The sequence below is a fragment of the Actinoplanes sp. 13 genome, assembly GCF_056134165.1.
Genome location: NZ_JBVYOQ010000036.1, coordinates 1 through 19,746 on the forward strand (window position 1 = coordinate 1; position 19,746 = coordinate 19,746).

The window sequence follows — 19,746 nt, forward strand, 5'->3', positions numbered from 1 at the left end:
GGGTGCGTTCCGCGCCGTAAGTCCCCACGCTGGGCTTTGTTGTGTGTGAAGTTGGGGTGCGTTCCGCGCCGTAAGTCTCCACGCTGGGCTTTGTTGTGTGTGAAGTTCGGGTGCGTTCCGGACCGGAAGTTCACACGCTGTCAGCGGCGGAGGGTGTCTATGGGGGCTTCGCCGTAGCGGGCGCGGTAGGCGGCGGCGAAGCGGCCGGAATGGGTGAAGCCGTAGCGGTACGCGATCTGGGCGACCGTGGTGCCGGGCGGAGCGGTGCGCAACTCGTCGTGGACCATGCCGAGGCGTAGTTCGCGCAGGTAGACCATCGGGGGCATGCCGGCGTACCGCTGGAAGCTCTGCTGCAGGGAGCGGACACCGACACCGGCGATGCCGGCCAGGTCGGCCACCGTGAACGGGCGGCCGGGCTGGGCGCGCATCGCCTCGACCACCCGCCTGATCGCGCCGGGCGCGGCCAGCACCGGGCGCAGGCGGTCGAGCTGGTCGCGGTACCGGTGGTCGGCGGCGAGCAGCAGCCCGGTGAGCAGGCTCTCCTGGAGGCGCGCGCCGACCACCGGGTGAGCGGTGAGCCCACCGGGAGTGCCGGTATCAGTGGCGATCAAGCGGGCCAGCCGGGCCCAGCCGGCGCCGGGGCCCCGGGTGACGTCGAGAACGGGGGCCAGGTCGATCGGGCCGCGGACCGGGGCGTCGAGGAGGTCTGCGAGTTGGTTCTCCAGCTCGCGGCGGCCGATCTTGACGGCGAGTATCCGGCAGTCGCCGTCCCAGCGATCGATCGTGGTGTCGCCGAGGGGCTGGAGGACCGCTGCGGCGTCAGTGGTCGCGCGGCGTGGTTGGTCGGTGCCCTGGTGCCAGCAGAAGCCGCCGGTCAGCGGCATGTTGACGTGGTACGAGCCGAGCTCCCCGGCGGCGATCCGCACGTCGACGCCGAAGTCCAGGTCGCCGAGGGTGATGGCGGGGGCCCCGGCGACGGCGAAGGTGGCGGTCCACGGCTTGGGCCGGGTGAGCACGTCGACGTCCAGCGTGTAGAAGTACCGTGAGAGCACGGAACGGGCCTCGTCGATGTCCGAGATGGAGTGGGTCGTCGCACGCACGTCTGACAGCTTGACGTTTCCCCGAACGCGTTGACAAACAGCTGTCACGCCATCACCGCGCGTGCTCATTCCGGCATTTCGCGCTTAACCTGCGCAGGGGGAGTCGCTGCTTCTGGCGATCGGTCCGGATATAGGTCGGATGTCCGAGACATCTTGTGTATCCCACCACGTCACGCGTGACCGGAACCTCAGATTGCTCTGAGCCGGTGTCGCAGGTGGACCGGCGGTCGCGACGCGGCCCGGACCAGGCAGGTGCTCGCGGATGGCCCGGGACGTCATTGCGGCGTTCGGGTGCGCCTGGGTCGTACCCCCGAGGGTGAAATTCGATCGGGTGAATCGCCGGCCACCGAAAGCGCAGCGATTGAACTAGCCTCCTAGGATGGCCTAGACGGTGTGGCGGTTGTGACTGCACGTCGGCTGCGGGAACGCGGCTGGTTATAGTTGCTCGGCGAGCGACCAGGAGAAGCCGTCCGCGGGGGAGCGGGCCGGCGATGCGCGGTCGTTCGCGATGAGCCGGGCGGGGGTCCACGGCCGAGGGGGAGAGGAATCGTGATGTCGCAGCAGCCTGCGCCGTCCATCGAGACCTCCAACCGCATCTGGACTTTGCCGAACGTGATCAGCCTGCTGCGGCTGCTCGGCGTTCCGCTCTTCCTCTATCTGCTGCTCGTCGTCGAGAACGACGTGGCCGCGGTGATCGTGCTCGCGGTGGGCGGGTCGACCGACTGGGTGGACGGCTACATCGCCCGCCGGACGAACTCGGTGAGCCGGCTCGGTGAGCTGCTGGACCCGTTCGCGGACCGCCTCTACATCCTGGCGACGCTGATCGGTTTCACCGTGCGTGACGTGGTGCCGTGGTGGCTGACCGGTGCGTTGCTGCTGCGTGAGGCCGTGATGGGCGTGGTGCTGCTGGTGCTGCGCCGCCGCGGGTTCGGGCCGCCGCCGGTGCACTACGTCGGTAAGACCGGCACCTTCCTGCTGCTCGCGGCGTTCCCGATCATCCTGCTGGCCAAGGCGGTGCCGTCGATCGCCTGGTGGGCCGTGCCGGTGGGCTGGGGGCTGGCCTGGTGGGCGCTGGGGCTGTACTGGGCGGCCGGGGTGCTCTACATCCTCCAGGCGCGGCGGATGCTGCGGTCCGAGGCCGGCCGGTCGTGACGGTTCCCGATCCGGACGGCGGTTCGGGGAAACGGACGTACGCGCCGGACTTCCTCACCGAGCTGTTCCGCAATCCGCTCGACCCCGGCTACGCGGACGCGGCGGCGCGGCGGGCCGAGACCGGCGGGCGGACCGGCCGGCGCAAGCAGGCGGCGAGCGTCTCGGCGGCGGTGGTGCTGCTGTTGATCGGCTTCCTGCTGGTGGTGGCCTACCGGCAGACGATGGCCGAGGAGCCGGGCCGGACGCAGGCCCGGCAGGAGCTGGTCGAGCAGGTGCAGCGCCGCCGGGCCGAGGTGGAGCGGCTGCAGGGCCGGGCCGACGACCTCGCCGGCGAGGTGGCCGCGCTGCGCGAGCGTGAGCTCAGCGACGCGGCGGTGGCCCAGCTGCGTGATCTGGCGGCGGCGGCCGGGCTGGGCACGGTACGCGGCAGCGGCGCCCGGGTCACGCTGGCCGACGGTCCTACGTCGGTGGACGCGGTGACCGGGCACCGGCGCACCGAGGGCCAGGTGAAGGACACCGATCTGCAGCTGGCGGCGAACGCGCTGTGGGCGTCGGGTGCCGAGGCGATCGCGATCAACGGGGAGCGGCTGACCGCGACCTCGACGATCCGGCAGGCCGGTGAGGCGATCCTGGTCGATGTGCGGCCGGTGACCGCGCCGTACGAGGTGGTTGCCATCGGCCCCGGTGAGCTGGCCGACGACTTCCGGGACGGGTACGCCGGCCGGTTCTTCGAGACCCTGTCCTCCCGTTTCGGCATGTCGTTCGACGTGTCCGAGGTGAAGAACGTGACTCTGGAGGCGGCGGCCGAGTTGAAGCTGCGGGTCGCCGTGCCGAGTTCTGCCCCGCCCGCGCCGTCGGGCTTGTCGTCGCCGGCCGGCTCCGGTTCCCCCGTGCCGTCCGGCTCTGCGTCGGAAGGCGGCCGATGATCGCCGTACTCGCTCTGCTCGCCGGTGTCGTCCTGGGCATCGTGTTCAACCCGTCGGTCCCACCGGAGCTGGTGCCCTATCTGCCGATCGCGGTGGTGGCGGCGCTGGACGCGGTGTTCGGCGGGGTGCGCGCCAAGCTCGACGGCATCTTCGACGACAAGCAGTTCGTCGTGTCGTTCATCTCCAACGTGCTGGTGTCCGCTCTGATCGTGTACGTGGGTGATCAGCTGGGTGTGGGCGGCCAGCTGTCCACGGGTGTCGTGGTCGTGCTGGGCGTGCGGATCTTCGGTAATGTCGCTGCGATCCGCAGGCACCTCTTCCGGGCTTAGGACTGTCGATGACCGACCGTGACGAAACCGGCGAGCGGCCGGCCGAGGCCGCCGATGAGCCGACTGTGCCCCTGGACGGGTCGATCGCTGCCGTGGTGAAACCCGGGTCGCCCGCGGCACCGGCGGAGCCCGAAGAGACCTCCGACACGTCACCCGATCCGTCGATTTCCGACACGCCCGAGGCCGCGCCAGCGAAAAGTGATCTTGATCGCGAGGAAGAGGGCGAGCCCGCGGAGAAGGCGAAGGAGGGCGGGAGGATCCGGCGGCCGGCGCCGGCCGGCACGCTGATCTGGGTGCTGCTGGCGCTGCTCGGGTTCACGCTGGTCGTGCAACTGCGAAGCAACGACGCCGACTACGGCCTGGCCACCGCGCGGCAGGAGGACCTGGTGCGGATCCTGAGCGACCTGGAGGCGCAGGACAGCCGGCTGCTGGCCGACATCCAGGCGCTGGAGAGCACCCGGCAGCAGCTGTCGTCGGGGGTGCAGGGCCGGGAGGCGGCGCTCGCCGAGGCGACGAAGCGCGAGGCGGAGCTGGGCCTGCTGGCCGGTACGGTGGCCGGCCGCGGCCCGGGCCTGGAGATCCTGCTGGACCGGGTGAAGGCGTCCGACGTGCTGAACGCGGTGCAGGAGCTGCGTGGCGCGCGGGGTGAGGTGATGCAGCTCAACGGCGCGAACGGGGCGGCGGTACGGGTGGTCGCGTCGAGCTATTTCGTGGACGCCGCAGGCGGCGGGATCATCGCCGACGGTGAACATCTCACCGGCCCGTTTCGACTTCTCGTGATCGGGCAGCCGGAGACCATGCGGACGGCGCTGCAGATCCCGGGCGGGGTGGTCGCGTCGGTGCAGAAGGACGGCGGTAGCGTGACCATGGACTCGCGTTCCCTGGTCGAAGTGACCGAGGTCCGTAAGGCGGCATCGCTGCGGCATGCGCGTCCGGTTTCGTGATTAACGGAGGAAGCGTTGATTCCTGAGGATCTGCGGTACACCGCGGAGCACGAGTGGGTGTCCGGTGACGGCAGCGGGCCCGTGCGGGTGGGCATCACCCACTTCGCGCAGGACGCCCTGGGCGACATCGTCTTCGTGGACCTGCCCGAGGAGGGCACGGTCGTGCAGGCGGGGGATTCGCTGGGCGAGATCGAGTCGACCAAGAGCGTCTCGGAGATCTATGCGCCGATCGCGGGCACCGTGGTGGCGAAGAACGCGACCCTCGCGGACGAGCCGGAAATCATCAACGGCGAGCCGTACGCGGCCGGATGGCTGGTGGAGATCGCGCCGGCGGATCCGGCGGCGCTCGATTCTCTGCTCGATGCCGCGGCATATCGGGCGATCACCGAGAGCTGAGTCGTCTTCCGGCGGCGTGTTCGCGCGCCGGAAACGAATGGAAGTCAATTCGTTCCCGCGAGTCCGGTTGCTCAGCGATATTGGCGCTGACTAGGCTCGCGGAGCACACGAAGAACTGTTATCCCTTTGAAACCGATAGTCGTGCGTCGGGCCGATTTGGCCTCGGCGGGGCCGCAACGCGGGGGCTCCGCCGGGAGGCGACGACCAACTGATCCGTGAGGTGGTCCGATGACGCGCCCAGACGACGAGTTCCCCCCACTCGACGTCACGTCCACGCTGAACCTTGGCGCCCTTGACGAGGTGCTCGAGGGACCGGATACCGACGTGGTCCCGAGCCGGATGTCCGGCTCGCTGCCGCCCGGTATGGCTCTGCTCGTCGTGCGCCGTGGCCCGAACGCGGGCGCGCGGTTCCTGCTGGATCATGACGTGACGACCTCCGGCCGGCACCCGGACAGTGACATCTTCCTCGACGACGTGACGGTGTCGCGCCGCCACGCCGAGTTCCACCGGGACGGTGGCACGTTCACCGTTCGCGACGTCGGCTCCCTCAACGGTACGTACGTGAACCGGGAAAGGGTTGAAGCCGCGACGCTCAGCAATGGCGACGAGGTCCAGATCGGCAAGTTCCGTCTGGTGTTCATCGCCGGTCCGCGTCCGGAGGGCGAGGGCGGCCGGGCGTGAACTCGTCGGGGGCGGCAGCGCGTGACCCGGGGGCCTCGGGCCCGCAGGGCGGGCGTGAGGGTGCGCTGATGAGCATCGGGGAGGTGCTGGCACATCTGCGCACCGAGTTCCCCGACACCACGATCTCGAAGTTGCGGTTCCTGGAGGCGGAGGGTCTGGTCGACCCGCAACGCACCGCCTCCGGGTACCGCAAGTACTCGTGGAACGACGTGGCGCGGCTGCGGTTCGTGCTGACCGCGCAGCGTGATCAATATCTGCCGTTGCGGGTGATCCGCGAGCAGCTGGACCGGATGGAGCAGGAGCCGGCGGTTCCGCAGCGTCCGACACTGGTTGCGGTGGGGGCGCAGCGGGCCACGGATCCGGCGGACACCCGCATCCCGAAGGCTGATCTGCTGGAGCGGACCGGCGTCGAGGAGTCGCTGCTGGCCGAGCTGGAGCAGATCGGCCTGGTGACGGCGCGCCCGCCGGGGTGGTACGACGCCGATGCGGTGATCATCGTCGAGGCGGTGGTGGGTCTCACCCGGTACGGCCTGGAGGCGCGTCACCTGCGTGCTTTCAAGAACGGCGCGGACCGTGAGGTGGGCCTGTTCTCCCAGCTGCTGGCGCCGATGGTGCGGCAGCAGGACCCGGCGGCCCGGGCCCGGGCGACCGAGACCGCGCGTGAGCTGCAGGCGTTGTCGCAGCGGCTGCACGCGGCTCTGGTGCGCTCCGGTCTGCGCGGCGAACTGGGGCGCTGAGAACGGTTCGGCCTACCCTGTGGGGGGTATCCGCCGCGGGTCGGTTTCCGACGGTGTGCGTGTACCGTGCAGGTAGGGGCGGCTGGACGTACAGCGTCGAGGAAATACAACGAACACGGAGGCGGGCGGTGCGCGAGCTGAGCGTGGTCGGGGTACGGGTGGAGCTGCCGAGCAACCAGCCGATCGTGTTGCTGCGGGAGGTCGACGGGGACCGTTACCTGCCCATCTGGATCGGGGCGGTGGAGGCCACCGCCATCGCGTACGAACAGCAGGGCGTGAAGCCGGCCCGGCCGCTCACGCATGATCTCCTGCGGGACATCCTCGCCGCGCTCCAGGCGCCGCTGAAGGCCGTGGAGATCACCGAGCTGAAGGACAACGTCTTCTACGCCGACCTGTTGATCGGGGACAACCTGCGGGTGTCCGCCCGGCCGAGCGACTCGATCGCCCTCGCCCTGCGGGTGGGTGCGCCGATCCGGTGCGCGGACCAGGTGTTGACCGAGGCGGGCATCGTCATCCCGGACGAGCAGGAGGACGAGGTGGAGAAGTTCCGCGAGTTCCTCGATCAGGTGCGCCCGGAGGACTTCGCCGGCTGATCCGGTGAGTGTCCGGCACGACAGACCCTTTGTCCGATATTGACGGCTACCTCTCGCTCGTACGCGGCGTGTCGTGCGGTTACCTCCATGTTTCGGCCCCCGGTGAGATATACGCTCGTGAAGTCCAGGTGAACCGGCAGACCGCCGAGATTTTGATCATGGACAGCGGGGAGGTATCGCGTGCACGGGCAGCCTCTGGAAGAAGGCCCACTCCTCGGTGAGGACGGCGCGGTCGGTTATCGCGGGGTGACGGCCTGTCAGGCGGTCGGGATCAGCTACCGGCAGCTCGACTACTGGGCCCGGACCACGCTGGTGGTGCCGAGCGTGCGGGACGCCTCCGGGTCGGGCACGCAGCGGCTCTACTCGTTCCGTGACCTGGTGGTGCTCAAGGTGGTGAAGCGCCTGCTGGACGCGGGTGTGTCGCTGCAGAACATCCGGCGGGCGATCGAGACGCTGCGCTCGCGCGGCGTGGACGACCTCGCGGAGATCACGCTGATCTCGGACGGGACGACGGTGTACGAGTGCCGGTCGCCGGAGGAGGTCGTCGATCTGCTCCAGGGCGGTCAGGGCGTGTTCGGCATCGCGATCGGCGGGGCCTTCAAGGAGATCCAGGGCTCGTTGTCGCACCTGCCCGCGGAGCCGGCGGCGCCACAGCCGGCCGGGGCCGACGGGCCGGCCGAACCGGCTGCGGGCGACGAGTTGGCCGCACGGCGGGCGCGTCGCCGGGCCGGCTAGATTACGGTCAGTTTCTGACCGCAGCGCGCGGTACCGTCCCCGGGTGACTCACATCGCAGACACCCACGATGTCATCCAGGTCCGCGGGGCCCGGGAGAACAACCTTCGCGACGTCTCTTTGGACGTGCCGAAGCGGCGCCTCACCGTCTTCACCGGCGTTTCCGGTTCCGGCAAGTCGTCGCTGGTCTTCGGCACCATCGCGGCCGAGTCGCAGCGCATGATCAACGAGACGTACTCGGCGTTCCTGCAGTCGTTCATGGGCAGCCCGGCGCGGCCGGACGTGGACGCGCTGCACAATCTGAGCGCCGCCATCGTGGTCGATCAGGAGCGGATGGGCGCGAACGCCCGGTCCACGCTGGGGACCGCGACCGATGCGTACACGATGCTCCGGATCATTTTCAGCCGGCTCGGGTCGCCGTCCGCGGGAAGCGCGCTGGCCTATTCGTTCAACGCCGAGGGCATGTGCCCGGGGTGCGAGGGTCTCGGCAAGGTCTCCTCGATCGACGTCGCGCAGTTGGTGGACTTCGACAAGTCGATCAACGAAGGCGCGATCACGGTGCCGAACTTCAGCGTCGACGGCTGGTATGTGAAGGCCTATGCCGAGTCGGGAATGTTCGACCCCGCAAAACCCGTCGGCCAGTTCACCGAAGCGGAGTTGTCCGACTTCCTCCACAAGGAAGCCACCAAGATCAAGCTGGGTGGCATCAACACCACCTACGAGGGCCTGGTGCCCAAGGTGCAGCGGATGTATCTCACCAAGGAACGCGAGTCGGTGCAGCCGCACATCCGGGCGTTCATCGACCGGGCCGCCACGTTCGCGCCGTGCCCGGACTGCGGCGGCACCCGTCTCAAGCCCGCCGTCCTGGCGTCGCGCATCGACGGGAAGAACATCGCCGAGTGCTCGGCCATGCAGGTCAGCGACCTCGCCGCGTTCCTGGCCGGGATCACCGCGCCGTCGGTCGGCCCGGTCGTGGTGAACCTGCGGCACACCCTGGACTCGCTGGTCGAGATCGGTCTCGGCTATCTGTCGCTGGACCGCGAGTCGGCAACCCTGTCCGGCGGGGAGGCGCAGCGGGTGAAGATGGTGCGCCACCTCGGGTCCAGCCTCACCGACATCACGTACGTGTTCGACGAGCCGACCGTGGGCCTGCACCCGCACGACATCCAGCGGATGAACGGGCTGCTGCTGCGCCTGCGCGACAAGGGGAACACGGTGCTGGTCGTCGAGCACAAGCCGGAGACCATCGCGATCGCGGACCATGTGGTCGATCTCGGTCCCGGGGCGGGGCCCGGCGGCGGCCGGATCCAGTTCGAGGGGACGGTCGAGGGGCTGCGGGCGAGCGACTCGCTGACCGGGCGCTACCTGGGACACCGGGTCGGGCTCAAGCCGTCGGTGCGCCGGCCCACCGGGTCCCTGGAGATCCGGCACGCCTCCACCCACAACCTGCGCGACGTCTCGGTGGACGTGCCGGCCGGGGTGCTGTCGGTGATCACCGGGGTGGCCGGGTCCGGCAAGAGTTCGCTGATCTACGGTTCGCTGCCGCACCGCGACGGGGTGGTCGTGGTCGACCAGTCGGCGATCCGCGGGTCCCGGCGCAGCAACCCGGCCACCTACACCGGTCTGCTCGACGCGGTGCGGGCCGCGTTCGCCAAGGAGAACAAGGTCAAGCCCGCGCTGTTCAGTGCGAACTCGGCGGGCGCCTGCCCGAACTGCAAGGGCATCGGCCTGGTCTACGTCGACCTGGCGATGATGGCCGGGGTGGCCAGCGTCTGCGAGGAGTGCGAGGGCCGGCGGTTCACCGCCGAGGTGCTCGGCTACAAGCTGCGCGGCCGCGACATCAGCGAGGTGCTGGCGATGCCGGTCAGCGAGGCGCTGGAGTTCTTCACCGAGCGGCCGGCCCGGCTGATCCTGGACCGGCTGGCCGCCGTCGGCCTCGGGTACATCACCCTCGGCCAGCCGCTCAACACCCTGTCCGGTGGTGAGCGGCAGCGGCTGAAACTGGCGGTGCACATGGGCGGCGGGACCGTCACCTATCTGCTCGACGAACCGACCACCGGACTGCATCTGGCCGATGTCGATCAGCTGCTCGCGCTGCTCGACCGGCTCGTCGACGCCGGCAACACGGTGGTGGTGATCGAGCATCACCTGGCGGTGATGGCACACGCGGACTGGATCATCGACCTGGGCCCCGGCGCCGGCCAGGACGGCGGCCGGGTGGTCTTCGAGGGTACGCCCGCCGAACTCGTGGCCAAGTCGGAGACCGTGACGGCGCAACACCTCCGGTCGTACGTCTCCTGAACGGGTGTGTGGATTTCGGGTTCGAATCGAGCCCGAAATCCACACACAGGTTATTTCTGGTCGAGGAAGGCGAGCGCTGTGGCGGCGAACAGCGGCGAGTCGACCACGTTGTAGTGGGTCAGGCCGGGCAGGATGGCCAGGGCGTGCCCGCCCTCGGGCCGGCCCTCACCCGTCCAGCCACCGTCGCGCTGCCCGCCGTCGAGCAGGCCGAACACCTCGACGAAGTGCGACGGCGGGCACATGTCGGCGTCCGCGGCCATGATCAGCGTGGGTACCTGGAGGCCACGGACGTCCTCGGTCCAGTCGAAGTCCTCGGCCATCGCCTCGCCGATCTTGTCGAGCAGCTTCGGGAAGTCCTCCGGGCGCGGCGCCACCCGCTGGTACAGCTCGTACATCGGGGTGTCCTTCATGAACTCGGCGGCGGCGCCGGTGACCTGGCCCTGCTGCTGGAGGATCTCGGCGTACGTGGCGCTGCGCCGGATGCCGGCCGAGGCGGAGACCACCCGGCCCACCTTCTGCGGATGCCGGATCGCGAGCTGCAGGGCCACGCCGCCGCCGAGCGAGAAACCCACCACGTCCGGCCGGTCCAGGCCCAGGTGGTCGATGAGGGCGGCGACGTCGTCGGCCATCAGCGGGATCCGCAGGGGGCGGTCGATGTCCGCGGTTCGCCCGTGGCCCTGCAGGTCGACCAGGATGACCTGGCGGCGCTCGGCGAAGGCCGGCAGCACCGGCGCGAACATCTCGCCGGAGCCGAGACCGCCGTGCAGCAGGATCACCGGGCTGCCGGAGCCGTGCGTCTCGAAGTAGAGGTTGATGCCGTTGACCTCGGCGTACTGGCCCATCATGTGCTCCCTGAGAAGTCGTTGTTGCGAGGTAGACCAGGGGGGTACGCCGAATTCATCGGCGCTGGGCTAGTTTTCTTCGGGTGAGCGATGTGGCGGCGCAGCTTGAAGTGTTCCGGCCGGAGTTGACCGGTTACTGCTACCGGATGCTCGGGTCCGGCTTCGAGGCCGAGGACGCGGTGCAGGACACCATGATCCGGGCGTGGAAGGGGATCGACAGCTTCGAGGGGCGCTCGGCGCTGCGCTCCTGGCTGTACCGGATCGCCACCAACGTGTGCCTGACCATGCTGGGCAGCGCCCAGCGCCGGGTCCGGCCGATGGACCTCGGCCCGGCCGGTTCCGGGCACGCCGGCAACCCGGGCGAGCCGCGGCCGGAAGAGATCTGGGTGGGCCCCGTCCCCGACGAGCGGGTGCTGCCGGAAGGCACCGACCCGGCCAACGTGGTCGCCGGCCGCGAGTCGATCCGGCTGGCGTTCGTCGCGGCCCTGCAACACCTGCCGGCCCGCCAGCGCGCGGTGCTGATCCTGCGCGAGGTGCTCGCCTGGTCGGCGCAGGAGGTCGCCGAACTGCTCGACACGTCGGTGGCGAGCGTCAACAGCGCCCTGCAGCGGGCCCGGGCCACGATCGCCGCCGCGGACACCACCACCGAGGTCTACCAGCCCCTCGACGACGAGCAGAAGGCTCTGCTCAGCCGCTATGTGCAGGCCTTCGAAGCGTACGACCTGCGCGCCCTGACCACCCTGCTGCACGAGGACGCCACCCTGTCGATGCCGCCGCTGCCGCTGTGGCTGCGCGGCCACGACGACATCAGCGCCTGGATGGCCGGCACCGGCAGCGGCTGCCGCGGCTCCCGTCTGATCCCGGTGGTCGCCAACGGGCTGCCCGCCTTCGGCCAGTACCGGCCCGGCCCGGCCGGCGGCCACGAGCCGTGGGCGCTGATCGTTCTGGAGATCGCCGGCGGCCGCATCGCCGGGGTGAACAACTTCCTCGACACGCAGCGGCTGTTCCCGCTGTTCGGCCTTCCGGCCCGGGTGTGACGCCGATCATCGTCTCCATAGTGTACGGACGGTTAATTTCGCGCTGACGCTGATCGATCCGGCAGCGGCATCCGTTTTCGAAGGGTGACTGGGGCGATGCTCACGTCCCGTACCCGAGGAGAACAGACATGCTTTCCACGACTCGTTCGCGGATCCGTGCGGCGGCGGCAGTGGGGATGGCCGCCGTGACGGTGTCCGTCGCGGCCGTGACCTTCAACGCGTCGGCCGCCGAGGTGGCGGCGCCGAAGGCGGTCGGGCCGGACGCCCGCGCCGTCGCGATTCCCGGCATCCCGGAGGCGATCAAGCCGCCCAAGGGCGCCAAGCCGATCGGGGCGTACGTGGTGACGAAGGGCACCCAGACCTACACCTGCACCGGTGGCGTCTACACCGGCGCCTCGGTGCCGGAGGCTCAGCTGGTGGGGACCGGCGGGCGTCTGCACCACTATGCGGGGCCGAGCTGGGAGTCCACCCGCGACGGCTCGCTCGTGACCGCGGCGAAGGTGGCCGAGAGCCCGCGCGCCGGCACCATCCCGGAGCTGCTGCTGCAGGTCAAGACCAGCACCGGCAAGGGCGTGCTGAGCAAGGCCACCTACATCAGCCGGCTGCTGACGTCGCGGGGAACCGCGCCGGGTGGCACGTGCACGGACGGCAGCACCACCGCTGTCCCGTACGGCGCCGTCTACGTCTTCTGGACCAACTGACCCGCACGCGGCTCAGCCCGGCGGGGGCCGGGCAAGCTCAGTCCGGGTCGAACACCACCACGCCGGCCAGGCCCAGCAGGCCGAGGAGCTCGACCAGCTCCGGCCCGGCGCCGGCGACGACGAATCTTCGGCCGTGCCGGCGGGCGGTCAGCGCCAGGCGGGCCAGCAACTCGACCGTCACCACATCGGTCCTCGGCGCAGCGGCGACGTCACACACGACGTCGCCGCTGCCGGGGCGCTCCAGCCGGGCACTCAGATCAGCGCAGAGGTGCGGGATGTCCGCGCGCGTGATCCCCGCGCCGAGCGCGAAGGTGGCAGTCATACCGGCTCAGACCGGCCGGCCGCCGCGAAATCATCGGTCGGTGCCGAATCGCCGTCGTGTCAGACGTGCCGTACGGCGATCCGTCGCCGGGCCACCGCCACGGCTGACACGACGATCATCGCGGCAGCCGCCGCCACGACGATCGCCGATGCGGCCAGCGTCGTCCGGTCCGCGGCGGGCCCGCCGCCGTACAGGCCGACGGCGAGTTGCTCGGCCAGCGGATGCAGCCACAGCATGCCGATCGGGCCGAGCAGCACCAGCAGTGCCCAGGCGCCACGAAAGTCGTTGCGCGCCGCCAGGCCCGCGCCGTCGAGCACCGTCACCAGCAGAAGCACCATCCCGGCGGCGGGAAGGACCTGCCCGGCGGGCCAGCCGTAGTACTCGGGGGAAACGTCGCTCATGTCATACGCGAAGGTCGCCGCTACGGGGAGAGCCGCGGCGGCGCCGATGAGGGGCAGCAATCGCTGCCACACGGGCAGCCGGCCGGGAACGCCGAGCGCCACGAGCCCGAGGCCGGCCTGTGCGAGAAGGACGAACAGCGGAGGCCGGGGCTGGCCGGCGACGGCGGCCAGCGGCACGACGGCGACGGTCAGGACGAGGGCGAGGCCGATCGCGAGGCGCGCCCACCGGCCGGGCGCCACCACGTGCACCACCGCGGCGAGCAGCCAGGCCGCCCACACGCCGGCGCCCGGGGAGACGGACGTGCCGTGCTGCGCGAAGCCGAACCACGCCGTCGTCCACGGGTTGAGCTCCAGCACGGTCCAGCCGCCGGCGAGAGCTGTTGCCGTCGACAAAGCCGGCGTCGCGGCCAGCTGCAAGCCCGGGCCGAGTCCGGTGGCGCCGACCGCGCGGAGGCGCCGGCGCAGTCCACCACCGGCCAGGTCGGCCACGTCGGCGGGCGACGGCCACCGCCGGTCCGGCGCGGACAGGGCGAGGTACGTGCCGACGATCTCGGGGCCGCGCTCGTCGCGGTAACCGGCCGGATAGAAGATCCGGACCAGTCGCCGGTAGCGGCGTTCCAGGTCGCTCAAGCGATCCCTCCACTGAGGTGGGGCGTGGCCCGGCGGGTCCGGGCGAGCCGTGCGGTGGCGGCCTCGACGTTGCGGCGCATCCGTTCGGTTTCAGCGGCGAGCAGCTCACCGCCGTGCTCGGTGAGCCGGTAGTAGCGGCGCAGCCGGCTGTCCACCACCTCCTCCCGCTCGACGGTGACCAGATCCGCGTCGAGGAGCCGGTCGAGCGCGCCGTAGAGCGTGCCGGGGCGCAGCGACACGCGGCCGTCGGAGAGCCGGGCCACCTCGGTGATCAGTGCATAGCCGTGCTGCGGCTCCCCGGCCAGCGCCGTGAGGATCAGGAAGGTGGGTTCGCGTACCGGAGTCTCCACGCCCTGAATATATCGGGTGCGAGGATATAACGGCAGATGGGGCTCAGTGAGCGGAATCGCTGCCCGTCAGGCGGCGTGGCCGGTCTGGGCCGCGTGCGCGATCGCCCGGCGCAGCACCGCGACCGACACCTGCATGTCGCCGGCCATCTCGGTCAGGCCCAGCTCGATCCACTCGCGGACCAGCTGGGAGTACGGGACGCCGGACTGCTCGGCGGCCGCGCGGACGCGCTGGGCCAGGGCGGGCGGGACCCGGACGCCCAGGGGAACCATCGGCTCGGTCTCCGGTGCCGGGGGCAGCGCCGCCGGGGTGGTGGTGTCGTAGCGGACGTCGCCGGCGGCGAAGGCGGCCGCGGCCGCGGCCAGCTGGTTGTCGGTGTACTGCTGGCTCATGACGCCTCCCAGGCCTCGAAGCGGGCCAACTCCTCGGCGGTCATCGTGCGGGCGCCGATGATCTGCTGGTGGTGGGCGCCGAGCAGGCGGACCGCGACGACCAGCGGACGGCCGGTCAGGGTGCGGCCGCTGATCGTCAGGAAGTGCACCCCGGCGCTCTCGGCCGCCAGCGGCAGCCGTCGTGTCGCGGACAGCACCTGGGTCACCTCCTGCGTCTCGACGTCGCGGAGCGCGGCCAGGGCCTCGCTCAGCCACTCGTAACCCACGGTGCCAGCGTATGACGTTCGTCAGACGACGGCCAGCTTTCAGGGGCAGCCTGTTCCGGTGGGGGCGGCGGGCGCCGGCTCGAACTGGTCGCCGAGCATGAAGACGCAGGTGGGGTCGGGCCGGCCGGCCTCCTGGCGGAGGATGGTGATGGCCCGGCGGGCGGCGCCGTCCGGCTCGGCGGCGTCGGTGCGGGCGAAGGTGATCCGGCCGCTCGCGCCGAGATAGGCGTAATCGGGGTCGCGCAGCAGCTGGGCCAGGGTGGCCCGGTGCCACAGGTGCCGGCCGCCCTGGCTGGCGGCGGCGACGAACAGCCCGGCGGCGTCGTACGCGACACCGACCCGCTCGCCCGGGTACGGCGTGGTGGGCCGCTCGCCGGCCGGGAGTTGCTCGTCGAGGCGCTTGCGCAGCCCGGTGTAGCTGTCGCAGAACTGCTGCAGCGGCACCTTGTCGGCGAGCGTGCCGGACGGCAGCCCGCTGGTGACACAGTCGGTGCCGGCCAGCACGACCAGGCCGCCGAGCGCGACGTAGGAGACGTCCACCCCGGCCAGTGTCGGGTCGTTGCGGAAGGCGGCCTGGGCCACCACCCGGGTCACCGCGTCGTCCGCGATGATCTGCGGGATCGACGCCTTCCGGGGGCAGCCGCGGCTCATCACTTCCAGAAAGTCGCGGTAGTCGGTCTCCCGGCCGGCGTAGAAGTACAGCGTGCGGTCGCGGGTGGTGGCCCAGCCGGCCGAGGTGCACGGCGGCGCCAGGTCGACGCTCGGCGACTTCTCCCAGGTGAGGTCGGTGGCGGTGACACTCACCTCGGGCACCTCGCGGCCGACGACCGCCCGGATCTCCTCGACCAGGGTCCGCACGTAGGTGTCCGGCTCGTCGTCGGCGAGCGCCGGGTGCGCGATGGTGAGGGTGCGCACCGGGTTGCCGGCGCGGACCTGCCCGGCGAGGTACGCCGCCACCAGCCGGGCCTGCTGGGTGTTGTCGGGGACCAGCGGGAAGTAGAGCGGGGACTTCTGTTCCAGGCCGGTGCCGGTGAGGGTGGTGCCGACCGTGGGCACCCCGGCGGCGCCGAGGTCGCGGATGGCGGCCTCGGTCTCGGCGACGGTGCGGTCCAGGCCGATCACCGCCTTGATCGACGGGTCGCGCTCGATCAGTGGGATCAGCATGTCGCGGGTGACGTCGTCGGCGACGCTCATCGCCCGGCCGCCGTTCGCGACGATCACCCGCAGCAGCGGTTCGGTGCTGGACGGGGCGGCCAGCTGGCGCTGCTGCACCATGGCCATGCCCTCGAGCTCCTCGGCGACGGCGTGGTCGGTCTCCAGGTCGCTGCCGGCGTGGGTGAGCCCGGCGAAGTAGACCAAGCTGATCATCGGGCGGTTCGGCTGGGCGTCGTGCCGGGCGGCGACCTGGTCGTTGTGGGTGAAGACGGTCCGCTGCGCGGCGGTGAGCCGGGCGTTGCTGCCGAAGACCTGGGCCGGGCCGGCGCTGTAGCCGACGCACTGGCGGTCACCGGGGGCGATATCGGCCAGCCGGACGGCGACGTCGCCGCCGAGCCGGGACCGGACGAACGAGCAGCCGGCGCCGTCGTACGCCTGCCAGCGCACCACCGGGTAGGCGGCGGTCGCGACCAGAGCCAGCACCAGCACCGACTCCAGCACGAATCGGCGGGTCAGCAGGGGCGGCGACGCGGGGCGGAAGTCGACCTCGCCGGGCCGCCAGGCGTTGCGGTCCTCCCGGTCCTCGACGGCGGCGGCGGCCGGCAGCGGGATGGTCAGGAAACGGGCGTCGTCGGCCAGTTTCTGCCGCCGGGTGGGCAGCTGCTCAAGCCACTGGTCGTAGGCGTTGTACGGCGTCACCTCGGCGCTGCCGGCGGCCGGCGGACCGGCCTTGACCGGCACGGCTTTGGCGGGCACCGTCTCGCAGGCGGCCACCACGAGCAGCGGGTCCAGGTCACCGGTCTCGTTGCGCACGTCGTTGATCAGGTGCAGCAGCGCGAAGCCGCCGTTGTCCTCGTCGGCGTTGTCGATCAGCGCCGTCACGTACGCGGTGCGCCGCCACCCGCTGCGCCGCGGCAGGACCGACCAGCGGCGCCGGCGGTAGGCGACCCGCAGATCCTCCAGGAACGCGTGCACCAGCAGTTTGTCGACCTGCTCGGGGTCCTCGTCGGCGAGGCGCAGCTCGGGGGTCAGGCGTTCGGCGAAGCCGAAGAAGTCGGTCGAGTGCTTCGGGATCAGGTACGGCTGGCGGCGCATGAACCAGCGGGCCTCCGGCACGATGGCGTACGACCGGCGGCCGAACCATTTCAGGATCAGCAGCCGGACCGCCCACAGGATGGCCGCGCCGCTGAACGAACCGGGGCCGGACAGCTCGGTGCGGCCGGCCTCCTCCCGGCCGCGCCACGACCCGCGCCAGTCCCGCAACGTGGTGACGATCTCCTCCTGGTCGTCCTGCTTGGTGGCCGGATCGAGCCGCTTGCCGGTCAGCCACTCGGCCAGCCGGTACCGCCGGAAGTCGATCCGGCGGACCCCGAAGCGGTTGCGGCTGAGCTCGTGGCAGAGCTGGTCGAGCACCGGCAGCAGCGGCGCCTCCCTCGCGTCCTTCTCGCTGATCCGCCAGCGCCGGTCGGTCTGCTCGCGGGCCTGCGCGGCGTCGACGATCGCGTGCGGAGCGCCGGTCCCGGTCTCGGTCAGCCGGTCGCGCAGCGCCTGCAGGAACGCGTGCCCGGCGGTGCGCGGGCCGATCAGGCTGACCAGCGGCAGCGGCACGTCGCCGCGCACCTTGAGCCGGGGGTTGCGGGCGAGGAACGACGGGCGGGCCCGCAGCGACTGCAGAAGCTCCAGAAGCTCGCGGACGCCCCGGAAGACTGGCGGGCTCTGTTCCATGGACACCCCGACGAACCTCGATGTGATGTCCGTCGACCATAGCGGAGAGCGACCGTTCAGGCGGGTACCGTGGCCGTCCCCGGGACGGTGATCGTGCGTTCCACCTTGATGGCGTGCCACAGGCAGAACATCGCCACCGTCCACACCTTGCGGGAGCGGTCCGCCTCGCCGCGGCGGTGCTCGGCGAGCAGGCCGCGGGCGTACTCCAGGTCCAGCAGGTGACCGGCCTGCGAGGAGGCCAGCAGCCAGTCCACCCAGTCGCCGATCGGGCCGCGCAGCCACAGCCGGGTCGGGGTGGGGAAGCCGAGCTTGCGGGCCGAGCGCACCGACTCGGGGACGATGCCGCGCATCGCCTCGCGCAGGGCGTGCTTGGTGGTGTCGCTGCCGGCCGGCAGTTTCAGCTCGGTGGGCAGGCCGGCCGCGGCGGCGTACACCTGCTGGTCGAGGAAGGGCACCCGCAGTTCCAGGCTGTGCGCCATCGACATCCGGTCGGCCTTGGCCAGGATGTCGCCGGGCATCCAGGTGTGCAGGTCGACGTACTGCATGGAGGCGACGTCGTCGACGTCGGCGGTCTCGGCGTACAGCTGGCCGGTGATCGCGGTGTGCGGCTGGGCGGTGTACCGCAGCAGCCGCGCCTTCTCGTCCGGGGTGAAGATCCGGGCGTTGCCGTAGTAGCGCTGCTCGATCGGGGTGGTGCCGCGCTCCAGGAACGAGCGGCCCCGGACGCCCTCGGGCAGCACCTCGGCGAGGTGGCGCAGGCCGCGTTTCATGCCCTCGGGAAGGTGGTCGACGCGGGCCAGCGACTGCGGCTCGCGGTAGATGCGGTAGCCGCCGAACAGCTCGTCGGAACCCTCACCGGAGAGCACCACGGTGACGTGGCGGGAGGCGGTGCGGGACAGGAAGTACAGCGGGATCAGCGACGGGTCGGCGACCGGGTCGTCGAGCAGGTGCACGATCTGCGGCAGGTACGCCAGGACGTCCTCGTCGGTCACCACGGTGGGCGTCAGTCGTACCCCCAATTGATCCGCCGTGTCCTGGGCGATCTCGATCTCGGAGTAGCCCTGGGCGGCGAAACCGGCGGTGAAGGCGTGGATGTCGGGGCGCTGCCGGGCGGCCAGCGAGACGATCGCCGAGGAGTCGACGCCGCTGGACAGGAACGCCCCGACCGGCACGTCGGCGTGCAGGTGATGCCGGACGCTGGCGGTCAGCGCGTCCTGGATCGCCTGGTACGCGGCCGCAGGCTGCACCCGCAGCGGGCGCAGCGACGGGCGGAACCAGCGCTGCTGGCGCACTCCGCCGCCCGGGGTCCAGACCAGCCGGTGGCCCGGCGGCAGGCGCCGGATGTGGCGGTGCAGGGTGAGCGGCTCGGGGACGAACTGGAAGGTCAGGTAGTGCGCGACCGCGTCGGTGTCCAGGGCGGCGCCGGCGCTCGGGGCGAACGGGTCGAGGGCCTTGCGCTCGCTGGCCAGGAACAGCCCGTCGGCGGTCTCCAGCACGTAGAGCGGCTTGATGCCGAACGCGTCGCGGGCCGCGTGCACGGTGCCGGTCCGGTGGTCGTAGGCGACGAACGCGAACATCCCGCGCAGCCGGGGCAGGGCCGCCTCGCCCCAGTAGTGGAACGCCGCCGCGAGCACCTCCGAGTCGCCGTCGGTGGCGAACACCGCCCGGTGCTCGCGGATCAGCTCGGCACGCAGCTCCCGGTAGTTGTAGATCTCGCCGTTGAACACCACGGTCCACCGGTTCGCGTACGCGATGGGCTGCACCGAATGCTCGCGGTCGATGATCGCCAGGCGGTTGAATCCGAACGCGTAGCCGTCGCCGTAGGCGATCTGGGTGTCGTCGGGGCCGCGGTGGCGCATCGTCGCCAGCGCCGCCGCGAAGGCCGCCGCGGTGTCCGCGTCCGGTGGGCCGGCGTCGGGCCGGCTACTGACGAAAGCGCTCAGACCACACATCGAAAGCCTCCAGCAGGAGAGAGGGGAGGCGAACGTAGGGCGCGGGTTGTCAAGAACTTGTGCGGTTCCGGCCGGGATCCGTG

At 71.1% G+C, this 19,746-nt stretch carries 21 protein-coding genes; 12 read left to right on the plus strand and 9 right to left on the minus strand.

Features of this window, described 5'->3' with window-relative positions:
• Nucleotides 1-140 precede the first annotated feature (140 nt).
• Nucleotides 141-1,100: an AraC family transcriptional regulator gene (locus AC0NH5_RS38230; RefSeq protein ID WP_474412452.1), complete on the minus strand. Its 960-nt coding sequence runs from the start codon at nucleotides 1,098-1,100 to the stop codon at nucleotides 141-143.
• A 552-nt stretch (nucleotides 1,101-1,652) separates the two neighbouring features.
• On the opposite strand from AC0NH5_RS38230, the gene clsA reads away from it, so the two are divergent.
• The 10 genes from clsA to AC0NH5_RS38280 all read left to right on the plus strand — a co-directional run bounded on the left by clsA (nucleotide 1,653) and on the right by AC0NH5_RS38280 (nucleotide 9,892).
• A complete protein-coding gene (gene clsA / locus AC0NH5_RS38235) occupies nucleotides 1,653-2,252 on the plus strand; it encodes a cardiolipin synthase ClsA (RefSeq protein ID WP_474412454.1) in 600 nt (199 codons plus the stop codon).
• A complete protein-coding gene (locus tag AC0NH5_RS38240; RefSeq protein WP_474412456.1) occupies nucleotides 2,249-3,178 on the plus strand; it encodes a DUF881 domain-containing protein in 930 nt (309 codons plus the stop codon). Before clsA ends, AC0NH5_RS38240 begins: the two co-directional genes overlap by 4 nt.
• Complete coding sequence (locus AC0NH5_RS38245; protein WP_474412458.1) at nucleotides 3,175-3,507, plus strand: small basic family protein; 333 nt, start codon at nucleotides 3,175-3,177, stop codon at nucleotides 3,505-3,507. The genes AC0NH5_RS38240 and AC0NH5_RS38245 overlap by 4 nt, the downstream gene beginning before the upstream one ends.
• A gap of 8 nt (nucleotides 3,508-3,515) precedes the next feature.
• Nucleotides 3,516-4,451: a DUF881 domain-containing protein gene (locus AC0NH5_RS38250; RefSeq protein WP_474412459.1), complete on the plus strand. Its 936-nt coding sequence runs from the start codon at nucleotides 3,516-3,518 to the stop codon at nucleotides 4,449-4,451.
• Nucleotides 4,452-4,466: 15 nt separating this feature from the next.
• Nucleotides 4,467-4,847: a glycine cleavage system protein GcvH gene (gcvH, locus tag AC0NH5_RS38255; RefSeq protein ID WP_474412461.1), complete on the plus strand. Its 381-nt coding sequence runs from the start codon at nucleotides 4,467-4,469 to the stop codon at nucleotides 4,845-4,847.
• A 228-nt stretch (nucleotides 4,848-5,075) separates the two neighbouring features.
• Nucleotides 5,076-5,528 carry an oxoglutarate dehydrogenase inhibitor Odhl gene (gene odhI / locus AC0NH5_RS38260; RefSeq protein WP_378029081.1) on the plus strand — a complete coding sequence of 151 codons (453 nt, stop codon included), beginning with the start codon at nucleotides 5,076-5,078 and terminating at the stop codon, nucleotides 5,526-5,528.
• 68 nt (nucleotides 5,529-5,596) lie between these two features.
• Nucleotides 5,597-6,265 (plus strand): transcriptional regulator FtsR, encoded by a 669-nt coding sequence (gene ftsR / locus AC0NH5_RS38265; protein WP_474412463.1) that lies wholly within the window; start codon nucleotides 5,597-5,599, stop codon nucleotides 6,263-6,265.
• 128 nt (nucleotides 6,266-6,393) lie between these two features.
• On the plus strand, nucleotides 6,394-6,858 hold the full coding sequence (locus AC0NH5_RS38270; protein ID WP_360208427.1) for a bifunctional nuclease family protein: 465 nt from the start codon (nucleotides 6,394-6,396) through the stop codon (nucleotides 6,856-6,858).
• Nucleotides 6,859-7,038: 180 nt separating this feature from the next.
• The gene (locus AC0NH5_RS38275) at nucleotides 7,039-7,593 is read left to right on the plus strand and encodes a MerR family transcriptional regulator (RefSeq protein WP_474412465.1); all 555 of its coding nucleotides are present in this window, start codon (nucleotides 7,039-7,041) and stop codon (nucleotides 7,591-7,593) included.
• Nucleotides 7,594-7,636: 43 nt separating this feature from the next.
• Entirely contained in the window at nucleotides 7,637-9,892 is a 2,256-nt protein-coding gene (locus AC0NH5_RS38280) for an ATP-binding cassette domain-containing protein (RefSeq protein WP_474412467.1), read from the plus strand.
• A 50-nt stretch (nucleotides 9,893-9,942) separates the two neighbouring features.
• On the opposite strand, the gene AC0NH5_RS38285 is transcribed toward AC0NH5_RS38280, so the two are convergent.
• Nucleotides 9,943-10,734: an alpha/beta fold hydrolase gene (locus AC0NH5_RS38285; protein ID WP_474412469.1), complete on the minus strand. Its 792-nt coding sequence runs from the start codon at nucleotides 10,732-10,734 to the stop codon at nucleotides 9,943-9,945.
• Between the two features lie 83 nt (nucleotides 10,735-10,817).
• Here AC0NH5_RS38285 and AC0NH5_RS38290 point away from each other — a divergent pair, with 83 nt between their 5' ends.
• Entirely contained in the window at nucleotides 10,818-11,771 is a 954-nt protein-coding gene (locus AC0NH5_RS38290; protein ID WP_474412471.1) for a sigma-70 family RNA polymerase sigma factor, read from the plus strand.
• A gap of 128 nt (nucleotides 11,772-11,899) precedes the next feature.
• Nucleotides 11,900-12,472, plus strand: a complete 573-nt coding sequence (locus AC0NH5_RS38295; RefSeq protein ID WP_474412473.1) for a DUF3455 domain-containing protein — start codon at nucleotides 11,900-11,902, stop codon at nucleotides 12,470-12,472.
• A 37-nt stretch (nucleotides 12,473-12,509) separates the two neighbouring features.
• Here the strand turns inward: AC0NH5_RS38295 and AC0NH5_RS38300 are convergent, their stop codons facing one another.
• From AC0NH5_RS38300 to asnB, 7 genes are all read right to left on the minus strand, one after another.
• Nucleotides 12,510-12,794 (minus strand): STAS domain-containing protein, encoded by a 285-nt coding sequence (locus AC0NH5_RS38300; protein ID WP_474412475.1) that lies wholly within the window; start codon nucleotides 12,792-12,794, stop codon nucleotides 12,510-12,512.
• 59 nt (nucleotides 12,795-12,853) lie between these two features.
• Complete coding sequence (locus AC0NH5_RS38305; RefSeq protein ID WP_474412477.1) at nucleotides 12,854-13,825, minus strand: hypothetical protein; 972 nt, start codon at nucleotides 13,823-13,825, stop codon at nucleotides 12,854-12,856.
• Nucleotides 13,822-14,175, minus strand: coding sequence for a PadR family transcriptional regulator (locus AC0NH5_RS38310; RefSeq protein ID WP_474412479.1), 354 nt, complete (start codon nucleotides 14,173-14,175; stop codon nucleotides 13,822-13,824). The genes AC0NH5_RS38305 and AC0NH5_RS38310 overlap by 4 nt, the downstream gene beginning before the upstream one ends.
• Nucleotides 14,176-14,241: 66 nt before the next feature.
• On the minus strand, nucleotides 14,242-14,565 hold the full coding sequence (locus AC0NH5_RS38315) for a ribbon-helix-helix domain-containing protein (protein ID WP_474412481.1): 324 nt from the start codon (nucleotides 14,563-14,565) through the stop codon (nucleotides 14,242-14,244).
• The gene (locus AC0NH5_RS38320; RefSeq protein WP_474412483.1) at nucleotides 14,562-14,831 is read right to left on the minus strand and encodes a hypothetical protein; all 270 of its coding nucleotides are present in this window, start codon (nucleotides 14,829-14,831) and stop codon (nucleotides 14,562-14,564) included. Before AC0NH5_RS38320 ends, AC0NH5_RS38315 begins: the two co-directional genes overlap by 4 nt.
• 39 nt (nucleotides 14,832-14,870) lie before the next feature.
• Nucleotides 14,871-17,717 (minus strand): hypothetical protein, encoded by a 2,847-nt coding sequence (locus tag AC0NH5_RS38325; RefSeq protein ID WP_474412485.1) that lies wholly within the window; start codon nucleotides 17,715-17,717, stop codon nucleotides 14,871-14,873.
• A gap of 50 nt (nucleotides 17,718-17,767) precedes the next feature.
• Nucleotides 17,768-19,663 (minus strand): asparagine synthase (glutamine-hydrolyzing), encoded by a 1,896-nt coding sequence (gene asnB, locus AC0NH5_RS38330; RefSeq protein ID WP_474412487.1) that lies wholly within the window; start codon nucleotides 19,661-19,663, stop codon nucleotides 17,768-17,770.
• Nucleotides 19,664-19,746: the final 83 nt, after the last annotated feature.